The 12,498-nt window shown below is 60.5% G+C and carries 9 protein-coding genes; 5 read left to right on the forward strand and 4 right to left on the reverse strand.

What is annotated here, in order from left to right; all coding sequences use genetic code 11:
• Positions 1–76: 76 nt before the first annotated feature.
• A complete protein-coding gene (gene xdhC / locus AB4N92_RS04690) occupies positions 77–916 on the forward strand; it encodes a xanthine dehydrogenase accessory protein XdhC (protein WP_010208519.1) in 840 nt (279 codons plus the stop codon).
• Between the two features lie 12 nt (positions 917–928).
• Positions 929–2,233, forward strand: a complete 1,305-nt coding sequence (gene guaD, locus AB4N92_RS04695) for a guanine deaminase (protein ID WP_236267030.1) — start codon at positions 929–931, stop codon at positions 2,231–2,233.
• Positions 2,234–2,372: 139 nt separating this feature from the next.
• Here the strand turns inward: guaD and AB4N92_RS04700 are convergent, their stop codons facing one another.
• Positions 2,373–3,137 carry a GntR family transcriptional regulator gene (locus AB4N92_RS04700; RefSeq protein WP_003175499.1) on the reverse strand — a complete coding sequence of 255 codons (765 nt, stop codon included), beginning with the start codon at positions 3,135–3,137 and terminating at the stop codon, positions 2,373–2,375.
• A 226-nt stretch (positions 3,138–3,363) separates the two neighbouring features.
• On the opposite strand from AB4N92_RS04700, the gene AB4N92_RS04705 reads away from it, so the two are divergent.
• A complete protein-coding gene (locus AB4N92_RS04705; protein ID WP_236267029.1) occupies positions 3,364–4,554 on the forward strand; it encodes a benzoate/H(+) symporter BenE family transporter in 1,191 nt (396 codons plus the stop codon).
• A 37-nt stretch (positions 4,555–4,591) separates the two neighbouring features.
• Here the strand turns inward: AB4N92_RS04705 and AB4N92_RS04710 are convergent, their stop codons facing one another.
• Complete coding sequence (locus AB4N92_RS04710; RefSeq protein WP_010208515.1) at positions 4,592–4,936, reverse strand: YggL family protein; 345 nt, start codon at positions 4,934–4,936, stop codon at positions 4,592–4,594.
• A 238-nt stretch (positions 4,937–5,174) separates the two neighbouring features.
• Here AB4N92_RS04710 and dacB point away from each other — a divergent pair, with 238 nt between their 5' ends.
• Positions 5,175–6,635 carry a D-alanyl-D-alanine carboxypeptidase/D-alanyl-D-alanine endopeptidase gene (gene dacB, locus AB4N92_RS04715; protein ID WP_010208514.1) on the forward strand — a complete coding sequence of 487 codons (1,461 nt, stop codon included), beginning with the start codon at positions 5,175–5,177 and terminating at the stop codon, positions 6,633–6,635.
• A 125-nt stretch (positions 6,636–6,760) separates the two neighbouring features.
• Here dacB and AB4N92_RS04720 read toward each other — a convergent pair whose 3' ends face one another.
• Both AB4N92_RS04720 and rlmKL read right to left on the reverse strand, forming a co-directional pair.
• Positions 6,761–9,160, reverse strand: a complete 2,400-nt coding sequence (locus AB4N92_RS04720) for a sensor domain-containing diguanylate cyclase (RefSeq protein WP_154846722.1) — start codon at positions 9,158–9,160, stop codon at positions 6,761–6,763.
• 199 nt (positions 9,161–9,359) lie between these two features.
• Positions 9,360–11,624, reverse strand: a complete 2,265-nt coding sequence (gene rlmKL / locus AB4N92_RS04725) for a bifunctional 23S rRNA (guanine(2069)-N(7))-methyltransferase RlmK/23S rRNA (guanine(2445)-N(2))-methyltransferase RlmL (RefSeq protein ID WP_042571954.1) — start codon at positions 11,622–11,624, stop codon at positions 9,360–9,362.
• Positions 11,625–12,157: 533 nt separating this feature from the next.
• On the opposite strand from rlmKL, the gene rmf reads away from it, so the two are divergent.
• Positions 12,158–12,373 (forward strand): ribosome modulation factor, encoded by a 216-nt coding sequence (rmf, locus tag AB4N92_RS04730; protein ID WP_002553055.1) that lies wholly within the window; start codon positions 12,158–12,160, stop codon positions 12,371–12,373.
• The last annotated feature ends 125 nt before the right edge of the window (positions 12,374–12,498 follow it).

Here is a 12,498-nt window from a genome sequence, read left to right on the forward strand (position 1 = left end):
TGTGAACCCCATAAAATGTGGGAGCTGGCGTGCCTGCGAAGACGGCCGAACTGACAACAGAAAGGTTGAGGTAGACATGAACAACTGGATCAGCGCCCTCGCCGACCTGCAAAACAGGGGCGAACCCTGCGTCCTGGTAACCATCATCGAAGAGCTCGGCTCCACGCCACGCAATGCCGGTTCCAAAATGGTGATCAGCGCCGCGCAGAGTTTCGACACCATCGGTGGCGGGCACTTGGAATACAAGGCAATGCAGATCGCCCGCGACATGCTCGTACGCGGTCAGCAGAACACTCATCTGGAGCGCTTCAGCCTGGGCGCCAGCCTGGGTCAGTGCTGCGGTGGCGTGACCGTGCTGCTCTTCGAACCCATGGGCCAGGTGCAGGCGCAGATCGCGGTATTTGGCGCTGGCCATGTCGGCCGTGCACTGGTGCCGTTGCTGGCCAGCCTGCCGTGCCGGGTGCGCTGGATCGATTCCCGTGACCAGGAGTTTCCGGCACATATACCCCAGGGCGTGCGTAAAATCGTCAGCGAAGAGCCGGTCGACGAAATTGCTGACCTGCCAGTGGGCAGTTACTGCATCGTCATGACCCACAATCATGCGCTGGACTTGGAACTCACCGCCGCCCTGCTCAAACGCAATGACTTTGCCTACTTTGGCCTGATCGGTTCGAAGACCAAACGCGTCAAGTTCGAACACCGCCTGCGAGATCGCGGCTTCGACACCGCGCACTTGCAACGCATGCGCTGCCCCATGGGCCTCACCGAGGTGAAGGGCAAGTTGCCGGTGGAAATCGCCATCTCCATCGCCGGCGAAATCATCGCCACCTATAACGCCAATTTCGGCCAGCACACCGCCAGCGCCGAACCTATTGCCAAACTGCTGCCGGCTTCACGCCGCAGCCAAGCCATTTGAATTGAGATCGCCATGCCTTTAACGCGTAAAGCCTACCGTGCCGCCCTCCTGCACAGCATCGCCGACCCTGCTGAAGTGGGGATCGAAGCCTCCTATGAGTATTTCGAAGACGGCCTGCTGGTGATCGAAAACGGCCAGATCAGCGCTGTCGGCCATGCCAGCGACTTGCTGCCGACCCTGCCTGCCGATATCGACATCACCCACTACCAGGACGCGCTGATCACCCCCGGCCTGATCGACACCCATATCCACCTGCCGCAAACCGGCATGGTCGGCGCCTATGGCGAGCAGTTGCTGGATTGGCTCAACACCTACACCTTCCCGTGCGAAAGCCAGTTCGCCGACAAGGCCCACGCCGAAGAAGTCGCGGATATTTTCATCAAGGAACTGCTGCGCAACGGCACCACCACCGCGCTGGTGTTTGGCAGCGTGCATCCGCAATCGGTGAACGCGTTCTTTGAAGCCGCTGAGAAACTCGATCTGCGCATGATCGCCGGCAAGGTGATGATGGATCGCAACGCGCCGGACTACCTGACCGACACCGCCGAATCCGGCTACCAGGAAAGCAAGGCGCTGATCGAGCGTTGGCACGGCAAGGGCCGCCTGCATTACGCGGTGACGCCGCGCTTTGCGCCGACCAGCACGCCGGAACAACTGGCACTGGCCGGGCAACTGCTGGGCGAATACCCAGACCTGTACATGCAGACGCACATCAGCGAGAACAAGCAGGAAGTGGAATGGGTGAAGGAACTGTTCCCGGAGCGCAACGGCTACCTGGATGTGTATGACCATTACAAATTGCTCGGCGAACGCTCGGTGTTTGCCCATGGCGTGCACCTGTGCGATGACGAGTGCGCGCGGTTGGCGGAGACCGGCTCGGCGGTCGCATTCTGCCCGACCTCGAACTTCTTCCTCGGCAGCGGCTTGTTCAACCTGCCGATGGCCGAGAAGCACAAACTGAATGTGGGCCTGGGCACCGACGTGGGCGGCGGCACCAGCTTCTCGCTGCTGCAGACCCTGAACGAAGCCTACAAGGTCATGCAACTGCAGGGTGTGCGCTTGAGCCCGTTCAAGTCGCTGTACCTGGCCACCCTGGGCGGTGCGCGGGCGCTGCGGTTGGAAGACAAGATCGGCACGCTGCAACCGGGCACCGATGCGGACTTCCTAGTGCTGGATTACAACGCGACACCGCTGCTGAGCTATCGCTTGAAGCAGGCGAAGACCATCGCCGAGACGTTGTTCGTGCTGATGACGCTGGGGGATGATCGGACGGTGTTGCAGACCTATGCGGCCGGCCAGTTGGTGCATCAGCGCTGATCTGAAGCACGCCGGAACCAAATGTGGGAGCGGGCTTGCTCGCGAATGCGCTGGATCAGTCAATACATCGGGTGACTGACACTCAGCATTCGCGAGCAAGCCCGCTCCCACATTTTTAGTCCCAGGTGAACCAGGGTAACTACAGTTTTACCGAGGAGCGCCCCGGCTTCTTGGTCTGCAACAGGTGCGAGAACACCGCATGCAGATCATCCGACGCGCTCTCTTCGTCGAGGTTGAGCTTGCTGTCGATATGATCCATGTGATGCATCATCAAGTTCACCGCCAACGCCGCGTCCCGTGCTTCGATCGCGTCGATCAACTGGGTGTGCTCATCGTAGGAACAGTGCGAGCGGTTGCCGCTTTCGTACTGGGCGATGATCAATGAAGTCTGGGACACCAGGCTACGCTGGAAACTGATCAGCGGCGCGTTCTTCGCCGCTTCGGCCAGCTTGAGGTGGAATTCACCGGAGAGGCGGATACCCGCGCCGCGGTCGCCACGGGAAAAGCTGTCGCGCTCGTCGTTGACCATCTGACGCAACTCGGCCAATTGTTCGGCCGTGGCGTGCTGGACTGCCAACTCGGTAATTGCCCGCTCCACCAGACGCCGCGCGAGAAATACCTGGCGTGCTTCCTCGACGCTCGGGCTGGCCACGACCGCGCCGCGATTGGGCCGCAGCAGCACCACACCTTCATGGGCCAGGCGCGACAGGGCGCGGCGGATGATGGTGCGGCTGACGCCGAAGATTTCGCCCAGTGCCTCTTCACTCAATTTGGTACCGGGTGCCAGGCGTTGTTCGAGGATCGCTTCGAAGATATGCGCGTAGACGATATCGTCCTGGGTTCCGCTGCGACCGGCCTTGCCGGCTCGCGGTTGTTTCTTGAGAGGTTGCAACTGTTCGTTCATGGGCACTCGGGTTTGGAGAACGGCGGCGAATTAACGGTAATACGGCAACAGCGGGTCGCTGGCAAGTATCACCTAAAAACAGGGCACATTGTACACAACCCAGTGCGCCAACACACTGTACGGCTGTTTGCGCCGTCGGCTGTATTGCAATGAGTCGTTACGTTTGAGTTTAGGCTTGAATCCGCGCCGTCACCGGCTAAAACCCAGGTAAAAGGAACACCTCTTCATGAACGACGCCACCCAAGCGCCTTTGCGCCCGCTGGCCGACACGTCTGCGTCGGCCGTTGTCGCTGGCTTCATCGCCATGATGACCGGCTACACCAGCTCCCTGGTCCTGATGTTCCAGGCCGGGCAAGCCGCCGGTTTGACCACGGCGCAGATTTCGTCATGGATCTGGGCGATTTCCATCGGCATGGCAGTGTGCAGCATCGGCCTGTCGCTGCGCTATCGCACCCCCATCACCATTGCCTGGTCGACACCGGGTGCCGCGCTGCTGATCACCAGCCTGGGCGGTGTGAGTTATGGCGAGGCCATCGGTGCCTATATCACCTGCGCCGTGCTGGTGACGATTTGCGGGATGACCGGCAGCTTTGAAAAATTGGTCAAGCGCATCCCGGCATCGTTGGCGGCCGCCTTGCTGGCGGGGATTCTGTTCAAGATCGGCAGCGAAATCTTCGTCGCCGCGCAGCATCGCACCGGGCTGGTGCTGGGGATGTTCTTCACGTACCTGGTGATCAAGCGCCTGTCGCCGCGTTATGCGGTGCTGGCCGCGCTGCTGATCGGCACCACATTGTCGGGGTTGATGGGGCTGCTGGACTTCAGCGGTTTTCACCTGGAAGTCGCAACGCCCGTGTGGACCACGCCGCACTTCTCGTTGGCGGCGACCATCAGCATTGGCATTCCGCTGTTCGTGGTCGCGATGACCTCGCAGAACATGCCCGGCGTCGCCGTGCTCAGGGCCGACGGTTACAACGTGCCCGCCTCCCCCTTGATCACCGCCACCGGCCTGGCGTCCCTGGTGCTGGCGCCGTTCGGCTCCCACGGCATCAACCTGGCAGCGATCAGTGCGGCCATCTGCACCGGGCCGCATGCCCATGAAGACCGTAACAAGCGCTACACGGCAGCGGTGTGGTGTGGGGTGTTCTACGGGATTGCCGGGGTGTTCGGCGCGACCTTGGCGGCGTTGTTCGCAGCCTTGCCCAAAGAGCTGGTGCTGTCGATTGCGGCCCTGGCGTTGTTTGGCTCGATCATCAATGGGCTGAGCGTCGCCATGAATGAGCCGAAGGAGCGGGAAGCGGCGCTGATCACCTTTATGGTCACGGCGTCTGGTTTGACGCTGTTTTCCATCGGGTCGGCGTTCTGGGGGATTGTGGCGGGGGTGTTGACGCTGCTGATTCTGAATTGGCGCAAGGCATAAAAAAACGGCGACCCTCAGGTCGCCGTTTTATTTAGTATCACTTAGCCGCGTTGATCGGCTTTTCCGGATACCACACGTCCAGCAGCGGGCTGACTTCAGCCTTGGTCAGCTCGGAACGGGTTTTCAGCCAGGCTTCAACAGCAGCACGTTGCTCTTCGGAGACCGAGCCACGCTTCTGCAGGCAGACCAGACCGTAGTCATCACCGCCAACATAGCCCAGGCCGTTGGCTTCCATGGCTTCTTTGATGAATGCTTCGAGGAAAGCGTCGATAGCTTCTTCACTCAGGCCTTCTTTGAAGTCCAGGTTCAGTTCGAAACCCAGCTCTTGAAATTCATCAACGCACAGTTTTTTGCGCAGACGCTGGGAACGGTTAGTCGCCATTGGAACAATCCTCATAAGTAATAACGGGCGGCACTTTAGCAGTTTAAGGCGACGATTGCCCGACTCTCTGGGACAGGCGGCACAATGCCTGTAAAAAAAACGCCGAATACCCGCTATGGTTCAGCTACAAGTGACTCTACCTTGGGGCATAATGCCGACACTTTCATGACCATTGAGGGATTTTTCTTATTTCCCCCTCAACTTTTTCACCCTCCTCAGCAGTAGGGTTTTACTTCTTATGATCAAATCGTTGCGTTCAATCTTTTTTGCCGGCCTTATTCTGCCAGTGGCCTTTTCCGTCTCCGCTGCCCCCGTCAACACCACCCTGCCGCCGAGTGTTCAACAGGCGCTGACCAAAGCCAAAATGCAAAACACAGCGCTGTCCCTGGTGATGATCCCCCTGAACGGCCCGGGTACGCCTACCGTCTTCAATGCCGACGTCTCGGTGAACCCCGCCTCTACCATGAAGCTGGTCACCACCTACGCGGCCCTGGAAATGCTCGGCCCCAACCACCAGTGGAAAACCGAGTTCTATACCGACGGCACCCTCAGCGGTGGCGTGCTGCACGGCAACCTGTACCTCAAGGGCGGCGGCGACCCCAAGCTGAACATGGAAAAACTCTGGCTGCTGATGCGCGACCTGCGCGCCAACGGCGTGCAGCAAGTCACCGGCGACCTGGTGCTGGACCGCAGTTTCTTCAACCAGCCGCTGTTGCCGGAATTCAATGACGACGGCAACGATGAGAACAAACCGTTCCTGGTCAAGCCGGACGCGCTGCTGGTCAACCTCAAAGCCCTGCGTTTTGTGACCCGCAATGATTCCGGCCGGGTGCTGGTGTCGGTCGAGCCGCCGATTGCCAGCATCCGCATCGACAACCAGGTCAAGGTCTCCAACGCCAAGCAGTGCACCGGCGACGTGCGCTACAACCCGGTCACCGCCGCCGATGGCAGCGTGACGGTCACGGTCAGCGGCCAATTGGCCGATGGCTGCAGTTCGCAGACCTACCTGTCGTTGCTGGACCACGCCACCTACACCGCTGGCGCCGTGCGCGCGATCTGGAAGGAACTGGGCGGCACCATCCAGGGCCGGGATATCCAGGCGCCAGTGCCCAAGGATGCCAAGGTGCTGGCCCGGGCGTTCTCGCCGGACCTGGCTGAAATCATCCGCGACATCAATAAATACAGTAACAACACCATGGCCCAGCAGTTGTTCCTGAGCCTGGGTGCGCAGTTCCGCAACGATGCCGATGGCGACGACGCCAAGGCTGCACAACGCGTCGTGCGCCAGTGGCTGGCGAAGAAAGGCATCACCGCGCCGCACCTGGTGATGGAGAACGGTTCCGGCCTGTCCCGTGCCGAACGCGTCAGCGCCCGCGAAATGGCGACGATGCTGCAAGCCGCGTGGAAAAGCCCTTACGCCGCGGAATACATCAGCTCGATGCCGATCACCGGCACCGACGGCACCATGCGCAAACGCCTGAAAACCACCGCCATGCGCGGCGAAGCCCACGTCAAGACAGGTACGTTGAACACCGTACGTGCCATCGCCGGGTTCAGCCGTGACAACAATGGCAATACCTGGGCCGTGGTGGCGATCCTCAACGATCCAAAGCCATGGGGCGCTTCGTCGGTGCTGGATCAGGTGCTGCTGGATTTGTATCGCCAGCCTAAGGCAGTGGCGGCCGCTCCCGTCCTTTAAGACGGTAACGCAGTCCCCCTGTGGGAGCGGGCTTGCTCGCGAATGCCGCGTATCAGTCGCCAAATGGAGTGGCTGGTCTACCGCATTCGCGAGCAAGCCCGCTCCCACATTGGCCTGCGGCGGTCTCAAGCACGCAAGCGCTCGGCTTCCACCCGGTCCCTGCCCGCCTGCTTGGCCACGTACACGGCCGAGTCGGCGCGCAACAGCAGCCCGTCGATGCCTTCATCGACCCGCCAACTGGCCACGCCAAAGCTGGCAGTGACGATACCGACTGGGTCCATCGGCGCACTGCGCAGCGACGCCCATAATTCCATGGCCAGGCTGTAGGCCTGTTCGCCATCGGTGTGCGGGCACAGCACCATGAATTCCTCGCCGCCCAGGCGACAGAACACGTCGGTGCGGCGCAGGCGCTGGCTGATGCGCCTGCACAGTTCCTGCAATACGCCATCGCCGACGGCGTGCCCGTGCTGGTCGTTGATGCGTTTGAAGTGATCGATATCAAGCATGATCACCGACAAGTTTCCCGAAGTGCGGTTGAGCCTTACCATCTCCGCCTTGAGACGATCCTGGAAATAGCGTCGGTTATGGATTCCGGTCAGGGAGTCGGTGATGGAGAGCGCACGCAGTTCTTCTTCCACCCGCTTAAGATCGGAAATATCCGACACGTACCCATGCCACAACGTACCGCCTGCTGGTAACTCTTCCGGGGTCGCTTCACCCCGAATCCAACGCAGGCCCCGTTGCGGCAACACCACGCGGTATTCCTCGCGCCAATGGCTCAACTGCAACGCTGACAAGCGGATCGAAGCACGCACCCGCTCCGCATCCAACGGGTGGATACGCTCGAAGACCCGCTTCGCATCCTGCTGCAATATATTGGGTTCGATTTCATAGATGTCGCGCATGCCGTCGCTGGCATAGATGAATTTCCAGTTGTCCTGGGGTTCCAGAGTGAACTGGAAGATCCCTCCGGGCACATGGGCGCTGAGTTTTTTGAGCAGGCGGTCGCGGGCCGCCAATGCCTCGTAGGCACGTTTCTGTTCGGTGATGTCCAGATAAATTGCCAGGTGGCCGATCCATAAACCATGGTCGTCCAGCAACACCGTGGCCAGCATGTTGACGGTCAACTGGCTGCCATCTTCGCGGATCAGGGTCCACTCGTGGGCTTCATGCAGGTTGTCAGGGCTTTCCACCAGCATGGCTTGGCTCGCCGGGATGCGCTTGCCCAACGCCATACTCAGGCTCGCCGAGCGCGCTTCCAGCTCCGCCGCCACGTGCAGGCTTTCCAGGGTGTGCGTGCCCACCACTTGCTCGGCCTTGAAGCCCAGCATCTGCTCGGCACCGGCGTTGAAGGTATTGATGACGCCGCGCAGGTCGGTGGCAATGATCGCCACCTGGGTCGCGGCATTCAGCACGCTGCGCAATTGGCCATGGGCGCCGCGCAACTCCTGCTCGCGCAGGCGCAACTGGGCAGTGCGCTGCTCCACCAGCTTCAATGCGCGCTGACGCTGGCTCACCAGCACATAGAGCAAAGCACTGAGGAGCAGGCTCAGCAGGCCGCCCATGAACAGGATCGTGTTCAGCGAGGAGTGGTTGGCATGGTCGAATACCTGGCTCGGGCGCAGATTCAAGGCATACACGTGGTCACCCAGCGTCAGACGACGTGCGCCGACAAGGTCGCTGTCGCCCACCACATTGCTGGACTCGAAGAGCACGCGCTTCTGCAGGTCGGACGTGTCGATGATCTGCATCACCAGGTTGTCCCGGTCCGGCTTGGGCAAACCGTCGGCCACCAGCTGGCGTATGCTGATCACGGCCATCACATAACCAAAGGGCTCGTGCTGGGACTGATCAGAAGTGCCCAGGTGGCTGACCGGCGCCACCAGTAAAACCCCAGTGGCATAGACCGGCTCCACCCCCACCAATTGCATGGGCTGGGACACCGCCAGCCTGCCGGTCTTTTGTGCACGCTCAAGGGTTGAACGCCGCAGGGGCTGGGCCAGAAGATCAAAGCCGAAGGGCGCGCCCAACAAGCTTTGAGTCTGGCTGTACAACACCGGTACGTATTCGTCGCGCTCGGGCGCTGGGGCCAGCTCACCGGCCGAATTCAACTCACGGATGACAAAGGGTGTGCCGAGCTGGCTGGATACGTCTTGCTCGAACTGGCTGCGCTGTTCGCGATACACCCGTGGCGCCCAGGAGTAAGCGCGGGCACGCAGCAACAGGGGCTGGGCAAACCCGTCGAATTCTTCGCGGGACACAGTGTCGGAGTTGACGAAGAAGCGCCGCAGGCTGTTCAGCCGTTGCTCCTGGTCTTCGAAACGCTCCTGCAGGCGGGTGTAGCGCTCATTGACCAGCAACTGAAAGCGCTGGCGCACCTGCTGCTGATAGAGGTCGGAAGCTGCCCAGGCGACAATCGCCGTCAAGGTAAACCCTGCCAGTAACACCACTATTGCCACCAGCCAAGCCGACGCCTGCTCACTGATAAAGCCTAGGATTTTCGGGCGGACGGCTTGCAACGGCATAGGCAACACTCACAACGCCAGCGTGCGGGGGTGTCACTTTGGCTGGACCTTAAGTTATAGCCATCAGCCCCGTATTTGACCAGCCAAAAGAACTGTAGGAGCGAGCTTGCTCGCGAATAACTTGAAGACGCCGCGTTTATTCATGAAAACGCGTCGACAGTGAGTTTTTCGCGAGCAAGCTCGCTCCTACAGGGGGCGATCAGCGTGCGGTGATTTTCCATGCCCGATGGATCTTCGCATTGCGCGCAAAATCCGGGTCGATGGTCTTGTCGCTGATTTCCTCGACCGCATAACGTTCGCTGAGGTTGTCCTCCAGCGCGAACTTGCGGAAGTTGTTCGAGAAATACAGCACGCCGCCCGGTGCCAGGCGGGCCATGGCCAGGTCGAGCAACTGCACGTGGTCTCGTTGCACGTCGAAGATGCCTTCCATGCGCTTGGAGTTGGAGAAGGTCGGCGGGTCGATGAAGATCAGGTCGAACTCATCGCGGCTGGCCTCCAGCCACGCCATCACGTCACCCTGCTCCAGGCGGTTCTTGTCGGAGAAACCGTTGAGAGAGAAGTTGCGACGCGCCCAGTCCAGGTAGGTCTTGGACAGGTCGACACTGGTGGTGCTGCGTGCACCGCCCTTGGCCGCGTGCACACTGGCGGTCGCGGTGTAGCAGTACAGGTTGAGGAAACGCTTGCCGGCCGCTTCTTTCTGGATGCGCAGGCGCATCGGACGGTGGTCGAGGAACAGGCCGGTGTCCAGGTAGTCGGTGAGGTTGACCAGCAACTTCACGCCGCCTTCGCTGACTTCAGTGAACTTGCCCTGCGCACTCTGACGCTCGTACTGCTTGGTACCGCTCTGACGCTCGCGACGCTTGACCACCACGCGGCTCTTGTCGATGTTCAGCGCTTGGGGAATCGCCGCCAAGGCATCGAACATGCGTGCGGAGGCTTTTTCCGGATCGATGGATTTCGGCGCCGCGTATTCCTGCACGTGCACCCAATCGTGGTACAGGTCGATCGCCATGGAGTATTCCGGCATGTCGGCGTCGTACACACGGTAGCAATCCACGCCTTCGCGCTTGGCCCACTTGCCTAGCAGCTTCAGATTTTTTTGCAGGCGGTTGGCAAACATCTGCCCGCCCTCGCTCAGGCGCGCCTGCTCGACGACAGGGGCCGGTGCGGGTTTGATCGGGTTGCCGTTCTTGTTGTACTGGCGCTCCTGCGGCTCAGCCGGGGCTTGGTCGTAAGCGGCTTGCTCACGCTCAGCCTGGCGCTGCTCCGGGGTGCGACGCTCGCCAGTGACGAATTGGTCCGGATTGACCTTGATCAGCAGCAGCTTGCACGGCAACGCGCCGTTCCAGAACGAATACTGTTTGTGGCTGCGGATGCCCATGCGCTTGCCCAGGTCCGGCGCGCCAGTGAACACCGCCGCCTCCCAGCCCATGCACGCCTGGCGCAGACGCTCGCCGAGGTTCTGGTAGAGGTACAACAGGCTGGCTTCGTCACCCAGACGCTCGCCATAAGGCGGGTTACAGATGACCAGGCCTTTCTGGTTCTGGTCCGGGCGTGGCTCGAAGGTGCCGACTTCGCCCTGGTACACCTTGATCCAATGGCTTAAGCCTGCGCGCTCGATGTTGTTGCGCGCAGGTTGGATCAGCCGTGGGTCGGCTTCGTAGCCACGGATCCACAGCGGCGGCTTGTTCATGCCGACGGCGGCGCGTTCAGCCGCTTCCGCGTGCAGTTTCTTCCACAGCGCCGGGACGTGCCCAAGCCAGGTGGTGAAGCCCCACAGTTCACGATTCAGGTTGGGCGCCATGTCGGCGGCGATCATTGCGCCTTCCACCAGGAAGGTGCCCACGCCGCACATCGGGTCGCTCAGCGCGCCGCCTTCAGCAGCAATGCGCGGCCAGCCGGCACGGATCAGGATCGCGGCCGCCAGGTTTTCCTTCAACGGTGCAGCACCCTGCTGCAAACGATAACCACGCTGGTGCAGGCTGTGGCCGGACAGGTCGAGGGACAGGATCGCTTCGCCACGGTCCAGGCGCAGGTGGATGCGCAGGTCCGGGTTGATCTTGTCGATGGACGGGCGTTCGCCGGTCGGCGTACGCAGCTTGTCGACGATCGCATCCTTGACCTTCAGCGCGCCGAAGTGGGTGTTGTCGATGCCCGAGCCGTGGCCGCTGAATTCAACCGCCAGGGTACCGTCCGGCACCATATGGTCGGCCCACTCGATGTCCAGGACGCCGTGGTAGAGGTCTTCGGCGTCCTTCATCGGGAAGCGCTTGAGTACCAGCAGCACGCGGTTGGCCAGGCGCGACCAGAGGCACAGGCGGTAGGCGGTTTCCATGTCGGCCATGCCGCGCACGGCCGAGGTGTGCTCACGGGCTTCCTCAAGGCCAAGCCCGACGGCTTCCTCGATCAGCAGGCCTTCGAGGCCCTTGGGGCAGGTGAGGAAGAGTTCAAAACGGTCCGACATGGGGCATTCCAGGCTTTTCAGCAATAAATGAACGGGCGACGCATCGCCGGCTCGGTTTTCAATCAAGCACTTTTCTTGAAGAGTGCTCGCGTGGCACGAATGTGCCGTCCCACCCCTTTCCAACAGGCGCTTGGGCCTTTATTGACGGGGCAGATAAACAATTAGCCGTAACAAAAAGAAATATTCCGACCCTTCGTCGAATAATAACCGACTGCAACGGGCGGGTATTCTCACTAAAGGATTAAACCCATCCTCTATGCAGGGTGCATCATAGCTGGCTTTGCCCAACAAATGGGGCGAAAAGCCATCCCAGCTTATGGCTATAGCATCGTTATCGTTACGTGCTTATGACAAAACGATCATTGAATCCATGTGACCTATTGGTTAGAACTCAACACAGGTTGGCGCCGTAACGACGCCGACACTCAGGCTCGCCACGCCGGCAGCGAGCCCACCAACGGCAGAAAAACTCTGCCCGGCCTCAGACGAGACCGAAGGATATCAAGACAGTCAACAAGTGAGGGAAACACCCTATGAGAAGACTTAAGCGTGATCCGTTGGAAAGAGCATTTTTACGCGGATATCAATATGGCGTTCATGGCAAATCCCGTGAGCTTTGCCCATTTACTCTACCGTCGGTACGCCAAGCCTGGATCAACGGCTGGCGAGAAGGACGCGGCGACAACTGGGACGGTATGACTGGCACTGCGGGCATCCACAGACTCAACGAACTTCACGCCGTCGGCTAATCAAGGGCAATTAATTCCGACATCACCACTTCTGAATATGTAACGACTTACCATGCACGCCCCATCCGGGCGGCGGGCTTCGGCCCAGGGGGCTCCTTAATGGAGCCCTTTTTATTGGCTGGAGA

Source organism: Pseudomonas sp. S3_A09, assembly GCF_054668065.1.